Source organism: Pseudomonas sp. GW456-12-10-14-LB2 (assembly GCF_002884345.1).
GTDB lineage: Bacteria > Pseudomonadota > Gammaproteobacteria > Pseudomonadales > Pseudomonadaceae > Aquipseudomonas > Aquipseudomonas paraglycinae.
In genome coordinates, this window is record NZ_POHV01000001.1 from 77,670 (window position 1) to 101,468 (window position 23,799).

Annotated in this window: 24 protein-coding genes; 13 read left to right on the forward strand and 11 right to left on the reverse strand. The window is 61.5% G+C overall.

Annotated elements, in window-relative coordinates:
- Window position 1: 1 nt before the first annotated feature.
- On the reverse strand, window positions 2–1,438 hold the full coding sequence (locus C1X29_RS00400; RefSeq protein WP_102686333.1) for a cytochrome ubiquinol oxidase subunit I: 1,437 nt from the start codon (window positions 1,436–1,438) through the stop codon (window positions 2–4).
- A 400-nt stretch (window positions 1,439–1,838) separates the two neighbouring features.
- Between C1X29_RS00400 and C1X29_RS00405 the strand changes: the two genes are divergently transcribed.
- The 3 genes from C1X29_RS00405 to C1X29_RS00415 all read left to right on the forward strand — a co-directional run bounded on the left by C1X29_RS00405 (window position 1,839) and on the right by C1X29_RS00415 (window position 3,764).
- Window positions 1,839–3,077 (forward strand): MFS transporter, encoded by a 1,239-nt coding sequence (locus C1X29_RS00405; RefSeq protein ID WP_102716625.1) that lies wholly within the window; start codon window positions 1,839–1,841, stop codon window positions 3,075–3,077.
- A 106-nt stretch (window positions 3,078–3,183) separates the two neighbouring features.
- Window positions 3,184–3,462, forward strand: a complete 279-nt coding sequence (locus tag C1X29_RS00410; protein ID WP_085747693.1) for a type II toxin-antitoxin system RelE/ParE family toxin — start codon at window positions 3,184–3,186, stop codon at window positions 3,460–3,462.
- Between the two features lie 14 nt (window positions 3,463–3,476).
- A complete protein-coding gene (locus C1X29_RS00415; RefSeq protein WP_085747692.1) occupies window positions 3,477–3,764 on the forward strand; it encodes a HigA family addiction module antitoxin in 288 nt (95 codons plus the stop codon).
- A 5-nt stretch (window positions 3,765–3,769) separates the two neighbouring features.
- Here C1X29_RS00415 and C1X29_RS00420 read toward each other — a convergent pair whose 3' ends face one another.
- Window positions 3,770–4,321, reverse strand: a complete 552-nt coding sequence (locus C1X29_RS00420; protein WP_102716626.1) for a DJ-1 family glyoxalase III — start codon at window positions 4,319–4,321, stop codon at window positions 3,770–3,772.
- Window positions 4,322–4,388: 67 nt separating this feature from the next.
- Entirely contained in the window at window positions 4,389–4,838 is a 450-nt protein-coding gene (locus C1X29_RS00425; protein WP_102716627.1) for a DUF4879 domain-containing protein, read from the reverse strand.
- 220 nt (window positions 4,839–5,058) lie between these two features.
- Between C1X29_RS00425 and C1X29_RS00430 the strand changes: the two genes are divergently transcribed.
- Together C1X29_RS00430 and trmA are read left to right on the forward strand one after the other, a co-directional pair.
- The gene (locus tag C1X29_RS00430) at window positions 5,059–6,354 is read left to right on the forward strand and encodes an NCS2 family permease (protein ID WP_085608719.1); all 1,296 of its coding nucleotides are present in this window, start codon (window positions 5,059–5,061) and stop codon (window positions 6,352–6,354) included.
- Window positions 6,351–7,430 carry a tRNA (uridine(54)-C5)-methyltransferase TrmA gene (gene trmA / locus C1X29_RS00435; protein WP_102716628.1) on the forward strand — a complete coding sequence of 360 codons (1,080 nt, stop codon included), beginning with the start codon at window positions 6,351–6,353 and terminating at the stop codon, window positions 7,428–7,430. The genes C1X29_RS00430 and trmA overlap by 4 nt, the downstream gene beginning before the upstream one ends.
- Before the next feature lie 55 nt (window positions 7,431–7,485).
- On the opposite strand, the gene C1X29_RS00440 is transcribed toward trmA, so the two are convergent.
- Both C1X29_RS00440 and C1X29_RS00445 read right to left on the reverse strand, forming a co-directional pair.
- On the reverse strand, window positions 7,486–7,932 hold the full coding sequence (locus tag C1X29_RS00440; protein WP_102716629.1) for a hypothetical protein: 447 nt from the start codon (window positions 7,930–7,932) through the stop codon (window positions 7,486–7,488).
- Window positions 7,929–8,357: a hypothetical protein gene (locus C1X29_RS00445; protein ID WP_039771768.1), complete on the reverse strand. Its 429-nt coding sequence runs from the start codon at window positions 8,355–8,357 to the stop codon at window positions 7,929–7,931. The genes C1X29_RS00440 and C1X29_RS00445 overlap by 4 nt, the downstream gene beginning before the upstream one ends.
- Before the next feature lie 204 nt (window positions 8,358–8,561).
- On the opposite strand from C1X29_RS00445, the gene C1X29_RS00450 reads away from it, so the two are divergent.
- From C1X29_RS00450 to C1X29_RS00460, 3 genes are all read left to right on the forward strand, one after another.
- Complete coding sequence (locus C1X29_RS00450) at window positions 8,562–9,473, forward strand: LysR family transcriptional regulator (protein WP_102686336.1); 912 nt, start codon at window positions 8,562–8,564, stop codon at window positions 9,471–9,473.
- A 141-nt stretch (window positions 9,474–9,614) separates the two neighbouring features.
- Window positions 9,615–10,055: a type II 3-dehydroquinate dehydratase gene (gene aroQ, locus C1X29_RS00455; RefSeq protein WP_011336043.1), complete on the forward strand. Its 441-nt coding sequence runs from the start codon at window positions 9,615–9,617 to the stop codon at window positions 10,053–10,055.
- A 5-nt stretch (window positions 10,056–10,060) separates the two neighbouring features.
- Entirely contained in the window at window positions 10,061–10,915 is an 855-nt protein-coding gene (locus C1X29_RS00460) for a shikimate dehydrogenase (RefSeq protein WP_102716630.1), read from the forward strand.
- Between the two features lie 33 nt (window positions 10,916–10,948).
- Here the strand turns inward: C1X29_RS00460 and C1X29_RS00465 are convergent, their stop codons facing one another.
- Both C1X29_RS00465 and quiC read right to left on the reverse strand, forming a co-directional pair.
- Complete coding sequence (locus C1X29_RS00465) at window positions 10,949–11,626, reverse strand: TetR/AcrR family transcriptional regulator (RefSeq protein ID WP_102716631.1); 678 nt, start codon at window positions 11,624–11,626, stop codon at window positions 10,949–10,951.
- A 102-nt stretch (window positions 11,627–11,728) separates the two neighbouring features.
- A complete protein-coding gene (gene quiC / locus C1X29_RS00470; protein WP_102716632.1) occupies window positions 11,729–13,630 on the reverse strand; it encodes a 3-dehydroshikimate dehydratase QuiC in 1,902 nt (633 codons plus the stop codon).
- A gap of 273 nt (window positions 13,631–13,903) precedes the next feature.
- Between quiC and C1X29_RS00475 the strand changes: the two genes are divergently transcribed.
- Window positions 13,904–15,241 carry an MFS transporter gene (locus tag C1X29_RS00475; protein ID WP_102716633.1) on the forward strand — a complete coding sequence of 446 codons (1,338 nt, stop codon included), beginning with the start codon at window positions 13,904–13,906 and terminating at the stop codon, window positions 15,239–15,241.
- 60 nt (window positions 15,242–15,301) lie between these two features.
- Here C1X29_RS00475 and C1X29_RS00480 read toward each other — a convergent pair whose 3' ends face one another.
- The 4 genes from C1X29_RS00480 to C1X29_RS00495 form a co-directional block, all read right to left on the reverse strand.
- Window positions 15,302–16,180 (reverse strand): DMT family transporter, encoded by an 879-nt coding sequence (locus C1X29_RS00480; protein WP_039771776.1) that lies wholly within the window; start codon window positions 16,178–16,180, stop codon window positions 15,302–15,304.
- Between the two features lie 66 nt (window positions 16,181–16,246).
- On the reverse strand, window positions 16,247–17,062 hold the full coding sequence (locus tag C1X29_RS00485; protein ID WP_102686340.1) for a sugar phosphate isomerase/epimerase: 816 nt from the start codon (window positions 17,060–17,062) through the stop codon (window positions 16,247–16,249).
- A gap of 2 nt (window positions 17,063–17,064) precedes the next feature.
- Entirely contained in the window at window positions 17,065–18,126 is a 1,062-nt protein-coding gene (locus C1X29_RS00490) for a Gfo/Idh/MocA family protein (RefSeq protein ID WP_102716634.1), read from the reverse strand.
- A gap of 116 nt (window positions 18,127–18,242) precedes the next feature.
- Window positions 18,243–19,019, reverse strand: coding sequence for an IclR family transcriptional regulator (locus C1X29_RS00495; protein ID WP_011336050.1), 777 nt, complete (start codon window positions 19,017–19,019; stop codon window positions 18,243–18,245).
- Between the two features lie 178 nt (window positions 19,020–19,197).
- Here C1X29_RS00495 and C1X29_RS00500 point away from each other — a divergent pair, with 178 nt between their 5' ends.
- The 4 genes from C1X29_RS00500 to C1X29_RS00515 all read left to right on the forward strand — a co-directional run bounded on the left by C1X29_RS00500 (window position 19,198) and on the right by C1X29_RS00515 (window position 23,787).
- The gene (locus tag C1X29_RS00500) at window positions 19,198–20,934 is read left to right on the forward strand and encodes an FAD-dependent oxidoreductase (RefSeq protein ID WP_173940169.1); all 1,737 of its coding nucleotides are present in this window, start codon (window positions 19,198–19,200) and stop codon (window positions 20,932–20,934) included.
- Window positions 20,918–21,751, forward strand: a complete 834-nt coding sequence (locus tag C1X29_RS00505) for an aldo/keto reductase (protein WP_102716635.1) — start codon at window positions 20,918–20,920, stop codon at window positions 21,749–21,751. The genes C1X29_RS00500 and C1X29_RS00505 overlap by 17 nt, the downstream gene beginning before the upstream one ends.
- 194 nt (window positions 21,752–21,945) lie before the next feature.
- Window positions 21,946–22,833, forward strand: a complete 888-nt coding sequence (locus C1X29_RS00510; protein WP_102716636.1) for a neutral zinc metallopeptidase — start codon at window positions 21,946–21,948, stop codon at window positions 22,831–22,833.
- Window positions 22,834–23,787 (forward strand): alpha/beta fold hydrolase, encoded by a 954-nt coding sequence (locus tag C1X29_RS00515; RefSeq protein ID WP_085747679.1) that lies wholly within the window; start codon window positions 22,834–22,836, stop codon window positions 23,785–23,787. It begins immediately after the preceding gene.
- Window positions 23,788–23,799 lie beyond the last annotated feature (12 nt).

The window sequence follows — 23,799 nt, forward strand, 5'->3', positions numbered from 1 at the left end:
CTCAAATCTCCTTGGTCAGGCTGCGGTCGTGTTCGGCGCCATCGTCGTCGGCAGCGGACAACGGACGGGCCGGCGTGCGTTTCTGGCCAGGACCACCGTCGTTGGTTTCCTTGCCTTCGTCGGTCTTCGGCCCTTTGCGCACCAGACGCATCATGTAGCCCAGACCCGCACCGAACAGCGCGAAATACACCACCACGAACATGATCAGCGTGATGCTCATCTGCATGAAACTGTGGTTGGACGATGCATCCGCCGTGCGCATCAGCCCGTAGACCACCCATGGCTGACGACCGATTTCAGTGGTGAACCAGCCCGCCAGGATCGCGATCAGACCGGACGGCCCCATCCACAGCGCCAGGTACAGGAACGGCCGCGAGGTGTAGAGCGTGTCGCGCTTGCGCAGCCACAGGCTCCAGAGGCCGGTGAAGATCATCAGGAAGCCGAGGCCGACCATGATCCGGAACGACCAGAACACGATGGTCGAATTCGGCCGGTCTTCCGGTGGGAATTCCTTGAGCGCCGGGACTTGCTTGTCCAGCGAGTGCGTCAGGATCAGGCTGCCGAGGTACGGGATCTCGACCGCATACTTGGTTTTCTCTTCCTTCATGTCCGGCCAGCCGAACAGGATCAGCGGCGTCGCTTCGTTGCCATGGTTTTCCCAGTGGCCTTCGATCGCGGCGATTTTCGCCGGCTGATGCTTGAGGGTGTTGAGGCCGTGGAAGTCACCGATGACTGCCTGAATCGGCGCAACGATCAGCGCCATCCACATCGCCATCGACAGCATGGTGCGAATCGCCGGATTGTCCTTGCCGCGCAGCAAGTGCCAGGCCGCCGACGAGCCGACGAAGAAAGCCGTCGCGACGAACGCGGCAGTCGCCATGTGCATCAGGCGATACGGGAACGACGGGTTGAAGATGATTGCCAGCCAGTCGGTCGGAATGACCTGACCGTTGACGATCTCGAAGCCCTGCGGCGTCTGCATCCAGCTGTTGGAGGCGAGAATCCAGAACGTCGAAATCAACGTGCCGATGGCCACCATTACCGTGGAGAAAAAGTGCAGCTTGCGCCCGACCTTGTTCCAGCCGAACAGCATCACGCCAAGGAAACCGGCTTCGAGGAAGAACGCCGTAAGCACTTCATACGTCAGCAACGGGCCGGTGACGGAACCGGCGAAGTCCGAGAAGCGACTCCAGTTGGTTCCGAACTGGTAGGCCATGACCAGTCCCGAGACCACGCCCATGCCGAAGTTGACGGCAAAGATCTTCGACCAGAAATGGTAGAGGTCACGGTAGGTGTCGTTGCCGGTTTTCAGCCACAGGCCTTCCAGCACCGCGAGATAGCTCGCAAGACCGATGGTGATCGCCGGGAACAGGATGTGGAACGAGATGGTGAACGCGAACTGAATTCGGGCGAGATCCAGGGCCTCTAAACCGAACATAAGCTTTCCTCTATCAGATAACGGTTCCAAGACTGGCGGCCTTGGACCACTGCCCCCACGGGTATGGAGTGCGGCGAACTCGGATTCGTTCTTCTTTTTACAGGCATCGCGACGCAGGGAGTCTGCCAACGGGTCACGGATCAGTTCCGCAATGGGTCTTGATCTGGATCAATCAACGTTAAAAGAGTAGTCCCATTTCCGACGGGGAACCGCGTGGTCTTTTGCCGCGTGACAAGTTGCCTCACAGTCATGGCAACGCCCTGAAATACATCCCTGGCCGGGATCGGTGTCCGGGCGGGGAAAAATCGATGTCTGGCTAACTAAATTTTCTGTCATAGCAACTTCCTGTTACAGACTGGTGATAATCTCGCGGTTCCCCTCGATCACGACCGGCCCGCAAATGCCCAGCCAAGAGCCCTTGCTGTTACGTCATCACCGCCCCTTTCTTGCGTTCTGGTTGGCCCGGATCTTCACCGCCAGCGGTTTTCAGATGCTTACCGTGGCGATCGGCTGGAACCTCTATCAACTGACCGGCAACGTGCTCGATCTGGGTCTGGTCGGGCTGGTGGAATTCGCGCCACGCGTAATGTTCATGCTGCACACCGGCCACGTTGCCGATCGCTACGACCGGCGCAAGGTCGCGGCGATCTGTCAGTCGTTGCAGGCCTTGATCGCCCTGGCACTGGCCATCGGCAGCGCCACCGACCATGTCACCCGGGAAATGGTCTTTATCCTGGCGTTCCTGCTCGGCGCCGCGCGCTCCTTCGAGATGCCGACCACCCAGGCGCTGCTGCCGAGCATCGTGCCCAGTGCGCTGTTCCCGCGTGCCGTCGCCGCCGCACAATCTGCACAGCAATCGGCCACCATCGTCGCCCCGGCGCTCGGCGGTCTGCTTTATGCCTTCGGCAGCGTGTGGGTCTACGGGCCGACGGTCATTCTGTATGTCATCGCCTGCACGCTGATGCTCAACCTGCCCGCGCGACAAACTCCGCTGAACAAAGGCAAGGCGACGCTGGATTCGTTGCTGGCGGGGATTCGTTTCATTCGCAGCCGCCCGGACATTCTCGGGGCGATTTCGCTGGATCTGTTCGCCGTGCTGCTCGGCGGCGCCACGGCGCTGTTGCCGGTGTTCGCCAAGGACATCCTGCTGACCGGGCCGTGGGGGCTGGGGCTGCTGCGCTCGGCGCCGGCGGTCGGGGCGTTGATGATGTCGCTGTTCCTGGCGCGGTTTGCCGTTGAGCGAAACGTCGGTCGGGTGATGTTTACTGCCGTCGGCGTGTTCGGCGTGGCCACAATCGCCTTCGGTCTGTCGACCTCGTTCTGGTTCTCGCTGGCGGTGCTGGTGGTGCTCGGCGCGGCGGACATGATCAGCATGGTGATCCGCGCCTCCTTCGTGCAACTGGAAACCCCGGACGAAATGCGCGGCCGGGTCAGCGCGGTGAACGGCCTGTTCATCGGTGCCTCGAACCAGTTGGGCGAATTCGAGTCCGGTCTCACCGCGCATTGGTTCGGCACCGTGCCGGCGGTGGTGATGGGCGGCATCGGCACGCTGGTGGTGACCGGAACCTGGATCAAACTGTTCCCGACCCTGGCCAACCGCGACCGGATGCATGTGCCGGTGGAAGAGGTGAAGGCCTAGCTACACCGGCTCCACCAGCGGGGCCATCCCCCAAGCACAAATAGCTCGAAAAGATGCGGTACATAGATACCGCATTGAGTGTAATGTATCGCCTTACACTCGCCGCATGATCAAATCCTTTCAGCACAAAGGCCTTCGCGGCTTCTATGAAACCGGTTCGACTCGCGGGATTCGTGCCGATCACGCTAAACGGCTGTCGCGCATGCTGCAGTTCATGGATCGCGCAGCGGCTCCCGGGGATCTGGACCTTCCCGGTTGGCGTCTGCATCCACTGAAAGGGGAGCTTTGCGAGTACTGGTCACTCAGTGTGTCCGGGAACTGGCGGGTTATCTTTCGATTTGCAGGTTCGGATATCGAACTGATCGACTATCTGGATTACCACTGACAGGAGGCAGGCTCATGCCCATGCACAACCCGCCACACCCCGGTGAAACACTGCTGATGGACGTATTGCCGGAACTTGGCATCAGCGTTACCGAATTGGCTCGGCATCTGGGATTCGCTCGTCCTCATCTATCTCGCGTTTTGCACGGACATGCGCCGATCAGCCCGGATCTGGCCGTGCGACTGGAACGCGCGGGGATTGGCAAGGCTCGCATGTGGCTAGGCGTTCAAACCGATTACGACCTTTGGCAAGCCGAGCACCGTGAGCAGCCAGCCATTCGACCAATCGCTGCTCACGCCTGACCTTATCAGGCCAGCAAATCCCCCGCCACTTTCGCTCTGACGGCCTTGCCCGCCAGTTGCTCGACCAGTGTCAGCGCAAACGCAAGCGCGGCGCCGGAGCCCTGGGCGGTGATGCAATTACCGTCGACCACCACCGGTTGATCAACAAATGTGCAACCGGAAAGGTTATGACTGCTGACGGGCAGGCAGGTCATCCGGCGTTGACGTAATACACCGAAGCTTTGCAGGGCGACGGCCGGGGCTTCGGCGATGGCGGCGAACAGTCGTCCGGCACTGGCCTGATCCTTTAGCAGTTGTTGCAGAGGCTGGTGCGCGGCAAGGTGTTGTGCGCCGACCGCACCGCCGGGCAAGACAATCAGGTCGAAGGTCTGGGCCAGCACATCAATGAGCATGCCGTCGGCGGTCAGTCGCGTGCCTCGGGCGCAGGTCAGCATGCGCCGGCCCTCGATGCTGGCCGCCACCACTTCGATGCCGGCGCGGCGCAGCACGTCGATCAGGGTCACGCATTGCAGATCATCGATGCCCTCGGCGAGGGTAATCAGGGCTCTAAAGGTCATGGGCGCCATCCGCTGGGTGATCTTTAAAGCGTAGTCAGCTTTGCCCTGCCCTGTTCGGCGACAGCCGTTACTTGATGTAAAGCTGGGTCGACATCGTGTTGCGCGGGGCGTTGATCGAGGTGTTGCTGAAGGTAAAGGTGCCTTCCTGACGAGTCGCCAGATCGAAGGTGTACAGCGAACCGACGGTTTTCGCGCCCGGCGTGCATTCGGTCAGGTTACCGTTATCGAAGGCACAGACCGGATTCCGGGTGCCGTTCACTTCAAAGCCGTCCAGTGCAGCCTGAGGCTGGCTCTGGCCGTAGCCGATTTCCAGCACATAGACCTTGATGCCCGGCGCGCTGTGATCGCAACGGGTCTGCACCTGGCCATCGGTAATGTCTTCGAGCCCGCAGGACGACGACTGAACCTTGATGACTTTCACCTCGCTCAATGGCGGTGCCGACGCCGCGAGTACCATCGGTGTACCGGCCAGCCACAAGGCCATCAGTCCAGCGGTCTTCATCCAACCCTTGTTCATGCGATCCATCCCCGAAAAAACAGCGCGCAGTATGGCGTAGTTGGCCGTGGTGCAAAACTTCGCCGACGATCGACACCAACATCCGCCATCTTCCTCACGCTGCTGGTATGATGCGCGGCTTTTTCCGGCCCACCACAATTTTCCAGGCGCTTGCGACGGTCTGTGCTTTGCTGTTGAGGTCGATACATTCACGGCGCCACGCGCGCCACGGGGAGCAGACATGCTGGAAAGGCTGTTTCAACTCAAGGCACACAACACCAACGTGCGGACCGAGATTCTCGCGGGCGTCACGACCTTCCTGGCCATGGCCTACATTCTGTTCGTCAACCCGAGCATCCTCGGCGAGACCGGCATGGACAAAGGCGCGGTGTTCGTCGCCACGTGCCTGGCAGCCGCCATCGGCTCCACGGTCATGGGCCTGATCGCCAACTACCCGATAGCTCTCGCACCGGGCATGGGTCTGAACGCCTTCTTTACCTACACCGTCGTGCTGCACATGGGCCACACCTGGCAAGTGGCGCTGGGCGCGGTGTTCATTTCCGCCGTGTGCTTCTTCCTGCTGTCGATCTTCCGCATCCGTGAATGGATCATCAACAGCATCCCGCTGCCGCTGCGCTCGGCAATTGCCGCCGGTATCGGCCTGTTCCTGGCGCTGATCGCCCTGCACAACGCCGGCATCGTGGTCAGTAACCAAGCGACCATGGTCGGCCTCGGTGACCTGAAACAACCGGCACCGATCCTCGCCACCCTCGGTTTCGCCCTGATCGTTGCCCTTGAAGCCCTGAAAGTGCGCGGCGCAGTGCTGATCGGCATTCTCGCGGTGACCATCGTTTCCATCGTGATGGGCTTCACCCCGTTCGGCGGCGTGACCTCGATGCCACCTTCGCTGGCCCCGACCTTCCTGCAACTGGACATCAAGGGCGCACTGGACATTGGTCTGGTCAGCGTGATTTTCGCCTTCCTGTTCGTTGACCTGTTCGACAACTCCGGCACCCTGATCGGCGTCGCCAAGCGCGCCGGCCTGATGGGCAAGGACGGCCACATGCCGAAAATGGGCCGTGCGCTGATCGCCGACAGTACCGCTGCAATGGCCGGTTCGCTGCTGGGTACCTCGACCACCACCAGCTACATCGAATCCGCTGCGGGCGTTAGCGCCGGCGGCCGCACCGGCCTGACCGCCATCGTCGTCGCGATCCTGTTCCTCCTGGCGCTGTTCTTCTCGCCACTGGCCTCCAGCGTACCGGCGTTCGCCACCGCACCAGCGCTGCTGTTCGTCGCCGTGCTGATGACTTCGGGCCTGGCGGAAATAGACTGGGAAGACATCACCGTCGCCGCGCCGGTCGTGGTCACCGCCCTGGCGATGCCTTTCACCTATTCCATCGCCAACGGCATCGCCTTCGGCTTCATCGCCTGGACTGCAATCAAACTGCTGTCCGGCCGCGCCCGTGAGCTGAACCCGGCGCTGGTGATCCTGTCGATTCTGTTCGTGATCAAGCTGGGTTGGTTCAACGCATGACTTTTGATTCCCAGGCCTACGCCGCACAACTCGAAGACAAGGTCACGCGCTTGCGTGATCTGCTGGCCCCGTTCGATGCACCGGAGCCAGCAGTGTTCGACTCGCCGCTGCAGAACTTCCGTCTGCGCGCCGAATTCCGCCTGTGGCGCGAGGGCGGTGAGCGGCACTACGCGATGTTTTCTCAGGACGACAAGCGCACGCCGATCCTGATCGAGGAATTCCCGATCGCCAGCCTGCGCATCAACCAGTTGATGCCGCAATTGAAGGCTGCCTGGCAGGCCAGCGCGGCGCTGAGCCACAAGCTGTTTCAGGTGGAGTTTCTGACCACCTTGGCCGGCGACGCGATGATCACCCTGTGCTATCACCGTCCGCTGGACGAGCACTGGCATGCGGCGGCGACCAAACTGGCGGCGGATCTGGGCGTCAGCATCATCGGTCGCTCCAAGGGCAAGCGCGAAGTGCTCGGCCTCGATTACGTGGTCGAGAAACTCGAAGTTGGCGGTCGCACATTCAGCTATCGCCAACCGGAAGGCGCGTTCACCCAACCCAACGGCACCGTGAACCAGAAGATGCTCAACTGGGCATACGAAGCGCTGAACGATCGCAGCGACGATCTGCTGGAGCTGTACTGCGGCAACGGTAACTTCACCCTGCCGCTGGCAACCCGCGTGCGCAAAGTGCTGGCCACCGAAATCAGCAAGACCTCGGTCAACGCCGCGTTGAGCAACCTCGCCGAAAACGCTGTGGATAACGTGACTCTGGTGCGCCTGTCCGCCGAAGAGCTGACCGAAGCCCTGAACGAAGTTCGCCCGTTCCGTCGCCTGCACGGCATCGACCTGAAAAGCTACGAGTTCGGCAGCGTGTTCGTCGACCCGCCCCGGGCCGGCATGGACCCGGACACCTGCGAACTGACCCGTCGCTTCGACAACATCCTGTACATCTCCTGCAACCCGGAAACGCTGGCAGCCAACATCGCCCAACTGCACGACACGCACCGCATCACTCGCTGCGCGCTGTTCGACCAGTTCCCGTGGACTCACCACATGGAATCCGGCGTGCTGCTGACCCGACGTTGATCGCAGGTGCCAGAAACAAGAAAGCCGTCCTCACCGACGGCTTTTTTGTGCCTGTTCATGGCACGGGATCGATCTTGCGCGGGCGCCCGCCCTTCCTGCCGTTGGCCCGGGCAGCTTCGGCTTTCGCGGTGCTGCTCTGGCGGCCATTGCGCGAAGCGATCACCGAGGCGGCCATGGCCATCAATGGTTGACTGGCCGAGATCATGCCGGCGATGGAAACCTGCAGATCCTTGCCATCATGGCACAGCGCGGTGCCGGCAAAGCCGACGTGCAGTCCGTTGAAGTCTTCTGGTTCGAAATCATCGAATTCGCGGTAGAGGTTTACTGGCAGCAATACGCCACTGTCGTCCTCGAAGTGAATCACCAGGCATGGTTTCTGAAAGGCCACCGACACGGCTTGCAGGCTGCTGCGTCGGCGCAGCCCTCCCCGCTCAACAGCTTCATCGAGACGCTTTTCCGTTACCGGTCGATCAGCATGCAAACCGGCTTTTACTGTTTTCATAGTTCGATCTCCACACCTTCCTGAGCACCAACCAGGGCCAGCAGGGTTTTGTTTTCTTCTGGTTCGTAATACGCCGATCCGATTCTGAAGGTCGCTCCGGTGACTTCGCGCATGACAGCCACTTCGTTCGAGTCCCCGTCCCACCATTGGTTATCGAGACAGGCAGTCTGCAGACGAGTCCACCAGATTCGACGGGCCCGCCGCAGATGAACAGTTTCACGCAGCGATTGACGCAGCCCCTCAAGCACTGCAATCGGTGGCCGACGCGACAGGGGCACCACATCCCATAACTCCACGCCGTTGTGCCAGAAGCTGAATTTGAAACGGGCACTCCATGCACCTGAATCTACGTGCGCATGGGGCGGACAATGTTCGTCTCGCAACATGATCACCACCGACAATCCCTTGTAACTGCACACTTTCATGCTAACCCATCCGTTAGGTTAAAGAATTTCGAAAACTGCCATTCCCTGACAATTCCGACCATCGGCATTGCTGCCTCAAATGGTCATTACGTTTTCGAGCCTAGTGCGGGATTCAGGAAAGCCCCGCGCAAAATGGTAAGCAGTTCTTTCGCAGTGGCCGCGCATTTGCTACATACGAAGACTCATTCCCCGGTGTAATCAATCATGCAGCGACACTTCGACGATCTTCAGCTGGGCAGTATCGAGTTGTTTTGCCTGGCCGCCGAGTGCGGCAGTTTCACCGGCGCGGCGCAGGCGGCTTCGGTGACGCCGGCAGCGGTGAGCCGCTCGGTATCACGCATGGAAGAACGCCTGGGCGTGCGGCTGTTTGCACGCACCACCCGCAGCGTGAAACTGACCGACAGCGGCCGGCGCTACTACGAAGAATGCAGCCAGGCACTGGCGCAACTGGTCGAGGCGCAACGGGAAGTCATGGGCCAGCAGCAGGAACCGTCCGGCATCCTGCGTATCAGTATTCCTACGACTTACGCCCATCACCGGATCCTGCCGCTGCTGCCGGCCTTTCGCGCGCGATTCCCGCAGGTGAAGGTCGACATGCACATCAGCAACCGCAACATCGACTTCGTCGGCGAGGGCTACGACATGGCGATCCGCGTGCGGGCGATTCCCGATTCGGGTTTGATCGCCCGGCATCTGGAAGATGCGGCGCTGGTGATGGTTGCCAGCCCCGATTACCTGAAACGCGCCGGTACACCGCAGACCCTCGAAGACCTCGAACAGCACGAGTGCATTCAGTACGAATTACCCAGCAGTGGGCGGCGGATCACCTGGCTGTTTTACGACGAAGACGCGCCACGGGAAATCCTCGCCGAGGGCAATTTCTGCTGCTCGGACGATGTGCTCGGTGGCGTGACCCTGGCCAGGCACGGTGCCGGGTTATTCCAGACTTATCGCTTCATCGTCGAAAAAGAACTGGCCGACGGCTCGCTGATAGAAGTGCTCAAACCCTACAACGGGCGCTCGCGACCGTTCACGCTGCTGTACCCGCAGAATCGCCACATGCCGCTGCGGGTCAGGGCTTTCATCGATTTTCTGGTCGAGAAGTTGCCGCACTGAATTGCACCAGTGTGCGATCACCGCACACAAAACCGGGCTGTCGATGCAGAGCAATTGATTAAAGTAACCATCTAGTACAATTTAACTCCACAGGTCGAAACCCTCGGCCCAAGCCAAAAACAATAAGTGGAGTTTGCCCCCATGCCCCCTATCGTTCTGGTGCTCAACGGCCCGAACCTGAACCTGCTCGGCACCCGTGAACCGGCGACCTACGGTCACGAAACCCTGGCCGACATTTCTGCCCTGTGCGGGCGCGCCGCCGAAGAGTTCGGCCTGGCCGTGGAGTTTCGCCAGACCAACCACGAAGGCGAACTGCTCGACTGGATTCACGGCGCCCGTCAGCGCTGCGCCGGCATCGTGATCAACCCAGCCGCCTGGACTCACACCTCGGTCGCGATCCGCGACGCTCTGGTCGCCAGCGAATTGCCGGTGATCGAAGTGCACCTGTCCAACGTCCACGCCCGCGAGCCGTTCCGTCACCATTCGTTCGTCTCGGCCATCGCCACAGCCGTGATGTGCGGCTTCGGCAGCCACGGCTATCGCCTGGCCCTGGAACATTTCAGCCAGCGGCTGAAGGGGTGATCCGCATGAATCGCAACAACGTGATACTCGCCGGGCTGATCGGTGCCGGCATCCAGGCCTCCCGCACCCCGGCGCTGCACGAGCACGAAGGCGACGAACAGGGCCTGCGTTACCTGTACCGGCTGATCGATCTCGATCAACTGCAACTGGACAGCAACGCCCTGCCCGATCTGTTGCAGGCCGCCGAACGGATGAATTACACCGGGCTGAACATCACCTTCCCGTGCAAGCAGGCAATCATCCCGCTGCTCGATGAATTGTCCACGGAAGCCCGAGGCATCGGCGCCGTGAACACGGTGGTGCTGAAGGACGGCAAACGCGTCGGCCACAACACCGATTGCCTGGGTTTTGCCGAAGGTTTTCGTCGCGGCCTGCCAGACGTCGCCCGCGAACGTGTGGTCCAGATGGGCGCCGGTGGCGCAGGCGCGGCGGTGGCCCACGCCTTATTGAGCGAAGGCGTACAGCAACTGAGCATTTTTGATGTGGACGTAGAGCGCGCCGAAAGCCTGGCCAACAACCTCAACCAGCATTTCGGCGCTGGCCGGGCGGTTGCCGGGCATGATCTGGCGAGCACACTGAGTCAGGCGAATGGCCTGGTAAACACCACGCCGATGGGCATGGCCAAATTACCGGGCATGCCCGTGCCGGCGGCGTTGCTGCGATCCGAGTTGTGGGTAGCGGAGATCGTGTATTTCCCACTGGAAACCGAACTGCTGCGCAACGCCCGCGCCTTGGGTTGCCGAACCCTGGACGGCGGCAACATGGCGGTGTTTCAGGCGGTGAAAGCGTTTGAACTGTTCAGCGGCAGAGTGCCGGATGCGCAGCGAATGCTCGCGCATTTTCAAAGCATGAATGGATAAAACCGTGAGGGGGCGACGCCCCCTCGACTTCGGTCACGCCTGCAAGTAGCGCAGCACCGACTCGCAAATCATCTCGCGATGACGCTGCTTGATGCTTTCGTCCGGCAGGTCGATCTGAAAGATCTCACCGAACGTATGGCGGTTCGATACGCGATAGAAGCAGAACGAACTGATCAGCAGATGCACGTCCAGCGCGTCGAGCCCGGCACGGAACACCCCTTCTTCAGCACCACGACGCAGAATCTCGCCCAGTGAATCGAGGATGGTGTTGTTCATCGCCTTGATCGCGTCGGAACGTTTCACGTACTCGGCGTTGTGGATGTTTTCGATGCTGACGATCCGCACGAAATCGACGTTGCGATCGTGGTGATCGAAGGTGAACTCCACCAGACGCCGGATCGCTTCCACCGGCGGCAGTTCGGCCAGGTGCAGACGGTTCTCGGTGTTGCGGATATCGCCGTAGAGCTTCTCCAGCACCTCGACGTACAACTGCTCCTTGCTGCCGAAGTAGTAATAGATCATGCGCTTGGAGGTGTGGATGCGCTCGGCGATCGCGTCGACGCGAGCGCCGGACAGACCCTGCTGGACGAACTCGACGATCGCCTCCTGCAGGATATTCTCGCGGGTCTTTTCCGGGTTGTTCTTGCGACTTTTGCGCGGCTCTACCGCTGGTAGATCGGGGGCTGCGGAAAGTTCTGAAGTCATCGTCATTGCGGGCTCACGGCCATCACTGCACAGGCTGGCGATTATGGGCCGCGCGCCCCAGTGAAGGAAGCCGCGCGACCCGTGTTTAATCCCGCGTTTACGAATTTCCTACAACTTGGCCTGGCGAATCGCGCCACTGCGTGATTTGGCCATCGCCGCCAGCCGCACCGCGACATTGGCCGCGCCATAACCGGCGTAACCGTTCTTGCGCTGGATGATCTCGAAGAAGAAACGCCCTTCGAACGGCTCGGTGTAGACGTGGAACAACTCGCCGCCTTGTGCATCGCGGTCGTACAGCACGTTGTAGTACGCCAGCTCGCTGAGGAACTCGTCATCGAAATCGAAACGCGCCGCGAGGTCATCGTAATAGTTGAGCGGGATGTCCAGCAGCGGCACGCCCGCCTCCTTCGCCCGGCTGACTTCGGCGAAGATATCGTCGCAATCGAAGGCGATGTGATGCACCCCGGAGCCGCGATAACTCGACAGCGCGTGTGAGATCGCGGTGTTGCGGTTCTCGGAAATGTTCAGCGGCAGACGGATCGAACTGTCGCGGCTACGCAGCGCGCGACTCTTCACCAAGCCATACGGATCGGGCAGCACCACTTCGTCATCGGCCTCGAAATCCAGCAGGCTCTTGTAGAACAGCACCCAGCTGTCGAGGCTGTCTGCCGGCAGCGCCATGGCCATGTGGTCGATGCGCTTGAGGCCGCCCCGCGCCACTGCATTTGGCAGCAGATTGAAGTCAGTGCCGTAGACATCCGCCTCCTGATCCACCAGATAAATCAGGCTGCCGTCCGGTGCACGCACCGCCGCCAGTTCCAGTTCATTGGGGCCGACCAGTCCGCGATACGGCTGACCTTTATAGGCGACGGCCCGGGCCAGCGCACTGGCGCTGTCCTTGACCCGCACGGCGGTGGCGCACAGCGACGGGCCGTGGGCCTCGAAAAAACTGTGACCGAACGAATAGGGTTCAGAGTTGAGGATCAGATTGATATCGCCCTGGCGCAACAGGCTGACGCTCTTGGAGCGATGCTGGCCGGCCTTGACGAAACCCAGCCGTTCCAGCCAGTTCGACAGCTTGGCGCCGAGGCTTTCATCCACGGCGAACTCAAGAAACTCGATGCCGTTGTACTCGCTGGCCTTCGGCGTTTCGAAGAGGATGTCGCGGTTATCCACAGGCCGCACTTCCTGCTCCAGGCGCTGGCGGGTTTTCTCCTCCAGATACAGCAGCGAACGCAAGCCGTCGGCCGCATTGGCCCGAGGCGGCGCGGCGCGGAAGCCGTCGTTGAAGATTTCCAGCGACAGCGGCCCGGTGTAGCCGCTCTGAATAATTGGGGCGAGGAAGCCCGGCAAATCGAATTCGCCCTGCCCCGGGAAGCAGCGGAAATGCCGGCTCCACTCCAGCACATCCATCGCCAGGATCGGCGCATCGGCCATCTGCACGAAGAAAATCTTGTCACCGGGAATCTCGGCGATCGCCCGTGGATCGCCCTTGAGCGACAAGGTGTGGAAGCTGTCGAGCAACACGCCGAGGGCCGGGTGATCGGCCTGACGCACAATGTCCCAGACCTGTTGATAAGTATTGACGTGACGGCCCCAGGCCAGCGCTTCATAACCGATACGCAGGCCACGGGCGCCGGCGCGCTCGGCCAGCAGGCGCAGGTCGTCGATGAGGATCTGTTGATCGCCAATACTGTCGGGGGAGGCATTGCTGCAGACCAGCACCAGGTCGGTGCCCAGTTCCTGCATCAGGTCGAACTTGCGCTCGGCCCGCTCCAGGTTACGGTCCAGACGATCACGGCGGCAGCCTTCGAAATCGCGGAACGGCTGGAACAGCGTGATGGCGATCCCGAGGTCGGCGCACATCTGCCGGATTTCCCGGGGGCTGCCGTCGTAATACAGAAGATCGTTCTCGAAAATCTCCACCCCGTCGAACCCGGCGGCGGCAATGGCTTCGAGTTTTTCCGGCAGGGTTCCGCTCAAGGAGACGGTGGCAATGGATCGCTGCATGTTTCAACTCCCGGTGGAGACGTCGGCTACGGAAATTGCGCCGCTTTTATAGGGTGAGCGAATTATTGGTCCCGGTTTTTCATTGAGCAATTTAAACTGTACTACCCGGTTAGTTTTGCGTGCGATTATCGAACAGAATGCCGGTTTGGCGAATTGACGATTTTTCGTCCACTGCCCAACATCCGTCTCACCTTGAGTCCGGAACTGAACCACCGGTCGCAGCGTGCACAAGAAAAGCACACCAAATAACAAATCCAAAAACGGGTGGAACACATGATTCCTTCACAGACTTCCCGCATGGCTCCGGCCATGAGCACTGCCACGGGTGGCATCGGCGACAAGATCCGCGGCGCCATGGCCGTCGGCAAGACCCGTTGGGGCATGCTGGCGCTGGTGTTTTTCGCCACCACCCTGAACTACATCGACCGCGCCGCCCTCGGCGTTATGCAGCCGATCCTCGCCAAGGAAATGAGCTGGACGGCGATGGACTACGCCAACATCAACTTCTGGTTTCAGGTCGGCTACGCGATCGGCTTTGTGCTGCAAGGGCGGCTGATCGACCGGGTCGGCGTCAAGCGCGTGTTCTTCTGCGCGGTGCTGCTCTGGAGCCTGGCCACCGGCGCCCACGGTCTGGCGACCTCGGCGGTGGGCTTCATGGTGTGCCGGTTCATCCTCGGCCTGACTGAAGCGGCGAACTACCCGGCTTGTGTGAAGACCACACGCCTGTGGTTCCCGGCCGGCGAGCGCGCCGTGGCCACCGGCATCTTCAACGCCGGCACCAACGTCGGTGCGATGTTCACCCCGATGCTGCTGCCGCTGATCCTTCACGTGTGGGGCTGGCAGGCTGCGTTCCTGTGCATGTCGGCGCTGGGCGGGATCTGGCTGCTGTTCTGGGGCCTGAAGTATTTCAACCCGGAAGATCACCCAAACGTTAAGCAGTCGGAGCTGGAATACATCCAGAAAGAAGTCGAACCGGAACAGGCCCGCGTGCCGTTCTCGAAAATCCTGCGCATGCGCGGCACCTGGGCCTTCGCCCTCGCCTACTCGCTGACCGCGCCGGTGTTCTGGTTCTACCTGTACTGGCTGCCGCCGTTTCTCAATCAGCAATACAACCTGGGCATCAACGTTACCCAGATGGGCATTCCGCTGATCATCATCTACGTCACCGCCGACTTCGGCAGCGTGGGCGGCGGGATTCTGTCTTCGTTCCTGATCGGTCGCGGCATGAAATCGATCAAGGCGCGGCTGCTGTCGATGTTCCTGTTCGCCTGCTGCATCATCGGCGTGGTGATGGCCGCCGGCTCCGCCAACCTGTGGATCGCGGTTGCCGCCATCTCTCTGGCCATCGGCGCGCATCAGGCCTGGACCGCCAACATCTGGAGCCTGGTGATGGACTACACGCCCAAGCACATGATGAGCACGGTGTTCGGTTTCGGCGGCATGTGCGCGGCGATCGGCGGGATGTTCATGACCCAGATCGTCGGCCACATCCTGACCGTCACCAATAACAACTACACCGTGCTGTTCACCCTGATTCCGGCGATGTACTTCATCGCGCTGACCTGGATGTACTTCATGGCACCGCGCAAGATTCCTACCGTTACCGAGTAGCCCTTCAATACTAAGTAGCCTTCCTGCACTGACCGGCCTGAATTCAGGCCGGTCACGTCTTCAGCGCCGGCTCTGCTGCCACGCTGCCGCCAGTCCGCTGCAACAGATCACCGCAATCCCGATCACCGTCATCAGGGTCGGTGTGTGCGCAAACAGCAACCAGCCCAACAATCCCGCAAACACGATCTGGCAGTAACCGAACGGCGCCAGCAACGCCGGCGCGGCATGGCGGAACGCCTGGGTCAGAAACAGGTGCGCGGTCATCCCGCAACTGCCCAGTGCCAGCATCAACAGCGCATGCCCCAGGCTCGGCACCTGCCAGAAGAACGGCACCAGCGCACTCATCACCAGCGTGTTGCACAACCCGGCGAAAAAGTTGCTGGTGGTCGGGCTGTCGACTTCGGCGAGCTTGCGGGTGAGCAACTGATAGAAGCAGAAAAACAGCGCCGAGCAGAACGGCAACAGAATCGCCGGGGTGAACAAGTCACCGCCCGGATGGACGATGATCAGCACACCGATGAACCCGCACACCACCGCGATCCACTGACCGCGCGTCACCCGTTCCTTTAGCAGCGGCACCGACAGCGCCGTCACCAGCACCGGAGCAAGAAAGTTGACCGCCGTGGCCTCGGCCAGCGGGATGTACAGCAACGCTGTGGTGAAAAACAGGCTGGTGCCCAACAGGCACAACGCCCGCGCCAACTGCCACAACGGACGTTTGGTGCGCAGCACGCGCAGCCCGGACTGCGGCAGGAAAATCCCCGCCATCAGCAGCGTGTGCACCAGATACCGCGCCCACACCACCATCACGATCGGATAAAAACCCGAAAGGTATTTCGACAGCGCGTCGTGGCTGGAGAACAGGAAGGTTGCCACGACAATCAGCAAGATCCCCTTGAAGGGTTGGTTGACGCCGGAAAGCGGAGTGCTGACGGTCATGGGCTCTCTCTGAATGAAAAATAAACGGTGACGAGGACGCGTGCGCCCTCGCCCCTTGAAGCAGACTTATAGCCGGGCCAACAATTCCCGTGTCCGGTCGATCGCCATTTGCGCCCGCTGTAAACCACTCACGCCTTGCTCCAGCAATTTGACCGTGGGAATTTCCAGACTCAGGGGAAGGTTAGCCGGAAGACTGCGCAACAAACCGATCAAGTCACAATCGCCCTCGCCGGGAAACCGTCGTTCATTGCGGGCCTGACGCAAGATCTCGGCCATGTCCGTCGGCCTCGGCCCGGCAACATCGCACAACTGTGCATAGCGCAGCCGCGAGGGCGGCACACCGTCCAGATCCTCCAGCCGCGATCCGGAACGGTCGAAGTGAAACGCATCGACCAGTACCGCCCCGTTTTCGCGCCCGGCCTTGTCGACGATGCGCAACGCCTGTTCGAGATTGCGCGCATCGGTCCATGGCATGAACTCCAGATGCGGATGCAAACCGTAGGGCGCCGCCAGATCGCAGAGTGCCGCGAAATTATCGGTGAGCCGCTGTTCGTCAGGATCGTTACCGGCGACCAGCAATTCACTGGCACCGAACTCCGCGCCGACGCTAAGCAGTTGTTCGAAATCCGCAACCACCGTCTGCGGTTTCAAACGCAGGATTTCCACGTCGAGCACGCCGATTCCGGTGTCACGCAAACGCGCCAGTGTCTGACGCCGCAAATCGCCATCGGCTACCAATGGAAAGTGATATTCCTCGGGCGTCGCCGGCTCCAGACGCAGGCCGACATGGCTGTAACCGGCACGGGCCGCGACCTCGACCATCTCGGGTGGCGACAACTCCAGCACGGTCAGGCTGGCGAGGGACAGAATTCGTTCATTCATGTTCAGGCCTCGATCTGCGCAGGTTCGGTGGCGCGACCGCTGGCCGCTGCTTCACGGATGGCCTCGACCAGCGCCAGAGTGCGGGCGGCATCGGCGGCACTCACCAGCGGTTCAACCTCCCGTCGCGCCACGCGGACGAAATGCTGCAACTGCAACCGCAGCGCTTCATCAGGCGTGAACGGTTCATCGACCGACAGCAACGGCTCGTGCCAACCGGCGTCCACCTGATCGGCGCGGTAATGCCAGCGCTTGAGCTGCGGAATGCTCAAGGCTCCGGCCGTTCCCGCCAGCAAGTAGCAAGGTTGATCGGCCTGGCGCGGATAGGCCGGGTTTTCCCCGGAGTTCAACTCCCAGCTCCACGGCGCCGCCACCGCATCGGAACCGGTCAGCGTACCCAGCGCTCCGCCGTCGAACTGCAGCAGGATCGCCGCGCTGTCTTCATTGGCAAAACCACGCAACGCACGGTCGGTGATCGCCTGCACCGAACGCACTTCGCCGCACAGATGACGCAGCAGATCGAGGTCGTGAATCAGATTGGTCAACAGCATGCCCGCGCCCTCTTCGCGCCGCCACGCGGTTTCGAAATACTGGTCAGGCTTGCGCAGTTGGAACAACGCAGTCACCAGAGTCAGCCGCCCCAATGCTCCGCCCTTGACCAGTTCATGGGCCCGCACGATCAACGGATTGTGCCGCCGATGATGGCCAACCAGCACCGGCACGCCACTGCGTTTCACCGCCGCCACCAGTTCCCGCGCCTCATCCAGGTTTACGCCCACCGGTTTTTCCAGCAACACCGGAACACCAGCGGCGAGGCAATCCAGCGCAGTGCTGACGTGCTGATTATTCGGATTGGCGACGATCACGGCGTCTGGCCGGTTCTGCTCCAGCATCTGACGGTGATCGGTGAAATACGCCACACCCCACTCCGCCGCCAGGGCCGGTGCCTGAGGGCCGGGATCAGCCACGGCGCATAACGTGGCCTCAGTGAGATTTTTCAGGTGCCGGTAATGTTGCTGGCCCATGTTACCGGCGCCGATCAGGGCGATTCGAAGGGGCGGGTTCAAGGTGCGATCCTCTTGTGATTGTTGTGGGAAAACTCACTCCATCAACAATTTAGAACCCGGTTCCACATTCTCACACCCGTCCGACTGAAAAGTGGGCGAACAGCGCACGGCTTCGCTTAAACGAATAACTCCGAGGCCAGACTGGCTGCCGACAATTCCTCAGTAAACGTCAGCAACAGCGGCGCCAGTTCATGCAATCGCGCCCCCGGCATTCGTGCGCTCGGCCCGGCGATGCTGAGCACGCCGATCACCCGGCCATCGGCGGGATGTTTCACCACGGCAGCAATCGCCGAAGTGCCCACCGCCGAGCTTTCTTCCACACAGGCATAACCCTGTTCACGGGCCACGCGCAGGCGTTCGAGCAGTTCAATATTGGAGCGCGGCGCGTTGGGCCCGATATCCGCCGGCACCTCCGCGCCTTGGCGTTCGACCAGCGACAACGCCTCGGCGTCGCTCATGCACGCCAGCCACGCATGGCCCGATGCGGTGTAGAACAGCGGCGCATCGCGGCCCATGTCCGGGTCGTAACGCAGACCGGTGCGGGCGCCCTGGGCCTTGGCGATCCAGGTCTGGCGCTCGCCGTCGATCACCCCAAGGCGCACCAGCTCACCGGTTTCCTGGGCCAGGCGATCCAGCACCGGCTGCACGATGTCGGCCCCGCTGCTCGACAGGTACTGAAAGCCCATCGCAACCAGTTTGGTCGACAGGTGATAACGCAACGTCTCCGGATTCTGCCGCACGTAACCCAGGCGGATCAGCTCGGCGAGCAGGCGGTGCGTCGCGCTCTTCGGAATGTCCAGTTGCTCGGCCAGGGTCTGCATCGGCAGCCCGCGCGGATCACTGGTGAGGCTTTCCAGCACGCTGAAAACCCGTTCGATTTGACTGCCGGCCATGATGCGCTCTCGGTGAAATTTCGCCGATTCTAGAAGACATCCCGAGGAATGCGAAATCTGGAACCCGGCGTCCGATAACCGCCCACTTTGCGGCGTCAGTCGGTTGATCTGCTTCGCCCGCACTGGTTATTTTCTGGAACATGATTCTAAAAACAACTGATTTCTGGAGCCCTTGCTGATGTCTGCCCTTCCCGATATCGACTGCGACGTTCTGATGGTCGGCTCCGGCGCCGCTGGTTTGTCGGCCGCCGTCACCGCCGCCTGGCATGGCTTGAAGGTCATCGTGGTGGAAAAGGATCCGGTGTTCGGCGGCGCCACCGCGTGGTCCGGCGGCTGGGCGTGGGTGCCGTGCAATCCGCTGGCCCGGCGCGCCGGGATCGTGGAAGACGTGGAACTGCCGCGCACCTATCTGCGCCACGAACTCGGCGAGCACTACGACCCGGCCATGATCGACGCCTTCCTTGAAGCCGGCCCGCGCATGGTTGCGTTTTTCGAGCAGCACACCGCCCTGCAATTTGCCGACGGCAACGCCATCGCCGACATCCACGGTGAAACACCGGGCGCGGGCACCGGCGGACGCTCGGTGATTGCCGCGCCCTATCACGGGCGAAAGGTCGGGCGCCTGCTCAAGCGTCTTCGTACAACCATGCGCGAAACATCGTTCATGGGCATGCCGATCATGGCCGGCGCGGACCTGTCGGCGTTTCTCAATCTGACCCGCTCGTTGTCGGCGGCCTGGTACGTGACCCGGCGTTTCACTCGCCACCTGTTGAACCTGGCGCTGCACGGCCGGGCGATGCAACTGGTCAACGGTGTGGCGCTGGTCGCACGGCTGGCGAAGTCCGCCGAAGACCTCGGCGTACTGCTGTGGGAATCGGCGCCGGTGACCGAACTGCTGCGCGACGAATCACGCATCACCGGCGCTCGCGTGCACACCACAAAAGGCCCGGTCAATGTCCATGCCCGCAAGGGCGTGGTGCTCGCGGCCGGCGGATTTGCCAACGACATCGAGCGGCGCAAGGACTTGTTCCCTCGCACGCCCACCGGTCACGAACATTGGGCGCTGCCTCCGCTGGCAGTCAATGGCGATGGCCTGCGACTGGGCGAAACCGCCGGGGGCCGGGTCAACACCGATGTGGCCTCTCCTGTGGCGTGGGCACCGGTCTCGCAGGTGCCACATTCCGACGGCAGCATCGGCCATTTCCCGCACATCATCGAACGCGGCAAACCGGGCGTCATCGGCGTGCTGCGCAACGGCCAGCGCTTCGTCAACGAAGCCAATGGCTATTACGACTACGTCAGCGCCATGGTCGCCGCCGCCCCAGAAGGCGAAGAGGTTGCGTCCTGGCTGATCTGCACCCGTGCGTTCCAGCGGCGTTACGGGCTCGGCATGTCGCGGCCGTTTCCGGTTCCGGTGTCAGGTTTTATCCGCAGCGGCTATCTGAAAACCGGCGACACCCTGGAGGAATTGGCCGCTGCATGCGGTATCGACGCGAAGGGTTTACGCGCCACCGTCGACGACTACAACCGCCACGCGCGGCACGGCGAAGACCCGCTGTTCGGTCGCGGCTCGACCCCGTACAACCGCAAACAGGGTGATCCGGCGCAAAAGCCCAATCCGTGCGTCGCTCCTATCGAACACGGCCCGTTCTACGCGGTGAAGGTGCAGCCGGGCTGCTTCGGCACCTTCGCCGGGCTCAAGGTCAACCCGCATGCGCAAGTGCTCGACGCCGAAGACTGGCCCATCGCCGGTCTCTACGCCGCCGGTGGCGACATGGCCAGCATCATGGGCGGGCATTATCCGGCGGGCGGGATCAACCTCGGCCCGGCGCTGACTTTCGGTTACATCGCAGCCCGGCACATGGCGGGCGTCACGGCTTTCGAACAGGAGATCGACCATGCAGCACATCGTTAACAGACAAGGACTGAACCTGCCAAAACTCGGCCTCGGCACCTGGCCGATGCTCAGTGACGAATGCACCCGCGCCGTAGAACAAGCCCTGGAACTCGGTTACCGACACATCGATACAGCGGCGGCCTACAACAACGAAGACGCAGTCGGACAGGCCCTGGCGAATACGCCGACACCCCGCGAGCAGATTCACGTCACCACCAAGGTCTGGTGGGACCAGTTGCAATCGGATGCCATGCGTCATTCGCTGGATCGCAGCCTCAAGGCATTGCGCAGCGAGTACGTCGACCTGTTCATGGTCCATTGGCCGACCACCGACTGGGACCTGCCGCGCACCCTTGAGACCCTCGCGTCGTTCAAGGAGCAAGGTTTGGCTCGCAACATCGGAGTAGCGAATTTTCCGCTGCCGCTGCTGCGCAAAGTCGTCGAGGAATACGGCATCCCTCTGTCAGCCATTCAGGTCGAGTACCACGTCCTGCTCGGACAAAACGCCCTGCTCGACTACGCCCGTCAACATGATCTGGCGCTCACGGCCTACACGCCACTGGCGCGTAACAAAGTCTCGGAGATTCCACAGATTCAGCAGATCGCCGAAAAACACGGCGTGCTGCCGACTCAAGTGGCGCTGAAGTGGCTGCTGGATCAGGACAACGTCGCGGCGATTCCCAAGGCCAGCAGCAAGACCAATCAACTGGCCAACCTGGCCTCGCTGAATGTCAAACTGGATGACGACGACCGGGCGCTGATCGCTGCGTTGTCCAAACGCGAACGTCAGGTGAGCCCGGACTTCGCGCCGGTGTGGGATGCCTTCGACCGCTGACACCCGACCCGGCGAAAGAAAACCGCCGGCGGATTGAATTCCCGGCGCTCGCGCTCGTCAATAACAGGCCCGACCTCGTCACCCCGAGGCCGGGCCTTTGTGTGTGTGTGTGTGCGAATAGACGGACGACCGGACTGGCGCCACACTCACACACCAGCAACACTCATCACCACCTACAGATAGAGGATTCCCACATGCTATGGAAAAAAGGCCGACGTAGTGACAACGTCGTCGATGCCCGTGGCGATGACATGGGTGGTGGCGGCGGCATGCGCTTCGGCGGTGGCAAGGGCCTGAGTCTTGGGGCGATCCTGCTGATCGTCGGCATCGGCTGGATCACCGGCCAGGACCCGCTACAGATCCTCGGCCAGCTCACCGGGCAGATGACCGAACAATCGGCCCCTACTTCGCAAACCCGTCAGGCACCGCCGGCCAACGATGAACAGGCCGAATTCGTGCGTTCGATCCTCGGCGACACCGAGGACACCTGGGGCGCGATCTTCCAGCAGGCCGGCCGGCAATATAAGGATCCGACCCTGGTGCTGTTCAGCAACCGGGTCAATTCCGCCTGCGGTCTGGCGACCTCGGCCACCGGCCCGTTCTACTGCCCGGCAGACCAGAAAGTCTATCTGGACATGGCGTTCTTCCAGGAAATGGCCCAGCGCTTCAAGGCTGCCGGCGACTTCGCCCAGGCCTACGTAATCGCTCACGAAGTCGGACACCACGTTCAGACGCTGCTCGGCGTCTCGGCGAAAATTCAGACAGCCCGCCAGCACGGCCGGCAGATGGAAGGTGACGGCGGGCTGCTGGTGCGTCAGGAACTGCAAGCCGATTGTCTGGCCGGGGTCTGGGCCTACAACGCGCAGAAACGTCTGAACTGGCTGGAACCGGGTGACATCGAAGAAGCCTTGAACGCGGCGAACGCCATCGGTGATGATCGCCTGCAACAACAGGGTCAGGGCCGTGTGGTACCGGACTCGTTTACTCACGGTACGTCGGCGCAAAGGGTGCGCTGGTTTAAAACCGGATTCGCCCAGGGCCAGGTCGGCCAGTGCGATACCTTTGCGGCGAAAAACCTGTAAATGCATAAATGGCTGTTGGCTTTACTGTTCATCGGCGGCACCGCCCAAGCGGCCGGCGTCGACGCAATCAGTCCCGGGCGCCTGCAATTGCAGGCCGGCGAAATGGCGGTGGGCATCGGCCCGGCGCCGGCGAAAATCGAGCGCGTGCTGATCGTGATTCATGGCCGCCTGCGCAACGCCGAGACCTATCGCAAAAGCGGTGAAGTCGCGGCGGAACTGGCCGGGCAAACCGCCAACACCCTGGTGATCGCTCCACAGTTTCTCAACGAAAGCGATGTGTCGCTCTACTCGTTACCCGCCAGTGTGCTGCGCTGGCAAGGCAACGACTGGATGGGCGGCGGGTTATCCACAGGGCCGAACCCGCTCAGTTCCTACGCCGCACTGGACGAAATCGTCGGAAGGCTGAGCGATCGCAAGCAGTTTCCGGACGTGAAGCAGATCGTGATCTTCGGTCACTCCGGCGGTGCCCAGGTGGTGCAGCGTTATGCGCTGCTGGCCCAGGAACAGCCGGCGCTCAAGACCGAAGGCATTCGCTTGCGTTATGTAGTCGCCAACCCGTCGTCCTACGCCTACTTCAATGAGCAACGTCCGGTGGCCTTCGATCATGCCAAGTGCCCGGGTTTCAACCGCTGGAAGTACGGTCTGGTGGATCCACCGATCTACTCGGGTGGGCAAACGCCCGCGCAGCTTGAAGGGCGTTACGTCAAACGCGAGGTGATTTATCTGCTGGGCCAGCAGGACACCGACCCGCAGCACCCGGCGCTGGACAAGAGCTGCGCCGCCAAAGCCCAAGGGGCTTATCGACTGGAGCGCGGGAAGTTGTTTTTCGGTTACTTGCTGCGTCGTCACCCTGAAGGGGTCAATCAGCGCCTGGTCGAAGTGCCCGGCGTCGGGCATAACGGCGACGGCATGCTGACCTCGCCGGAAGGCCAGAAAGCACTGTTCGAGCAATAAAAAACGGGGGCC

Excerpts from the sequence above, each read along its gene's own strand:
- C1X29_RS00425 (WP_102716627.1), bottom strand. The coding sequence starts at position 4,838 with ATGAACAAGGGTTGGATGAAGACCGCTGGACTGATGGCCTTGTGGCTG.
- C1X29_RS00445 (WP_039771768.1), bottom strand. The coding sequence starts at position 8,357 with ATGAAAGTGTGCAGTTACAAGGGATTGTCGGTGGTGATCATGTTGCGA.
- C1X29_RS00505 (WP_102716635.1), top strand. The coding sequence starts at position 20,918 with ATGCAGCACATCGTTAACAGACAAGGACTGAACCTGCCAAAACTCGGC.
- C1X29_RS00440 (WP_102716629.1), bottom strand. The coding sequence starts at position 7,932 with ATGAAAACAGTAAAAGCCGGTTTGCATGCTGATCGACCGGTAACGGAA.
- C1X29_RS00480 (WP_039771776.1), bottom strand. The coding sequence starts at position 16,180 with ATGACCGTCAGCACTCCGCTTTCCGGCGTCAACCAACCCTTCAAGGGG.
- C1X29_RS00400 (WP_102686333.1), bottom strand. The coding sequence starts at position 1,438 with ATGTTCGGTTTAGAGGCCCTGGATCTCGCCCGAATTCAGTTCGCGTTC.
- C1X29_RS00515 (WP_085747679.1), top strand. The coding sequence starts at position 22,834 with ATGCATAAATGGCTGTTGGCTTTACTGTTCATCGGCGGCACCGCCCAA.
- C1X29_RS00510 (WP_102716636.1), top strand. The coding sequence starts at position 21,946 with ATGCTATGGAAAAAAGGCCGACGTAGTGACAACGTCGTCGATGCCCGT.
- C1X29_RS00450 (WP_102686336.1), top strand. The coding sequence starts at position 8,562 with ATGCAGCGACACTTCGACGATCTTCAGCTGGGCAGTATCGAGTTGTTT.
- C1X29_RS00500 (WP_173940169.1), top strand. The coding sequence starts at position 19,198 with ATGTCTGCCCTTCCCGATATCGACTGCGACGTTCTGATGGTCGGCTCC.
- aroQ (WP_011336043.1), top strand. The coding sequence starts at position 9,615 with ATGCCCCCTATCGTTCTGGTGCTCAACGGCCCGAACCTGAACCTGCTC.
- C1X29_RS00430 (WP_085608719.1), top strand. The coding sequence starts at position 5,059 with ATGCTGGAAAGGCTGTTTCAACTCAAGGCACACAACACCAACGTGCGG.
- trmA (WP_102716628.1), top strand. The coding sequence starts at position 6,351 with ATGACTTTTGATTCCCAGGCCTACGCCGCACAACTCGAAGACAAGGTC.
- C1X29_RS00405 (WP_102716625.1), top strand. The coding sequence starts at position 1,839 with ATGCCCAGCCAAGAGCCCTTGCTGTTACGTCATCACCGCCCCTTTCTT.
- quiC (WP_102716632.1), bottom strand. The coding sequence starts at position 13,630 with ATGCAGCGATCCATTGCCACCGTCTCCTTGAGCGGAACCCTGCCGGAA.
- C1X29_RS00410 (WP_085747693.1), top strand. The coding sequence starts at position 3,184 with ATGATCAAATCCTTTCAGCACAAAGGCCTTCGCGGCTTCTATGAAACC.
- C1X29_RS00415 (WP_085747692.1), top strand. The coding sequence starts at position 3,477 with ATGCCCATGCACAACCCGCCACACCCCGGTGAAACACTGCTGATGGAC.
- C1X29_RS00495 (WP_011336050.1), bottom strand. The coding sequence starts at position 19,019 with ATGGCCGGCAGTCAAATCGAACGGGTTTTCAGCGTGCTGGAAAGCCTC.
- C1X29_RS00460 (WP_102716630.1), top strand. The coding sequence starts at position 10,061 with ATGAATCGCAACAACGTGATACTCGCCGGGCTGATCGGTGCCGGCATC.
- C1X29_RS00485 (WP_102686340.1), bottom strand. The coding sequence starts at position 17,062 with ATGAATGAACGAATTCTGTCCCTCGCCAGCCTGACCGTGCTGGAGTTG.
- C1X29_RS00475 (WP_102716633.1), top strand. The coding sequence starts at position 13,904 with ATGATTCCTTCACAGACTTCCCGCATGGCTCCGGCCATGAGCACTGCC.
- C1X29_RS00465 (WP_102716631.1), bottom strand. The coding sequence starts at position 11,626 with ATGACGATGACTTCAGAACTTTCCGCAGCCCCCGATCTACCAGCGGTA.
- C1X29_RS00420 (WP_102716626.1), bottom strand. The coding sequence starts at position 4,321 with ATGACCTTTAGAGCCCTGATTACCCTCGCCGAGGGCATCGATGATCTG.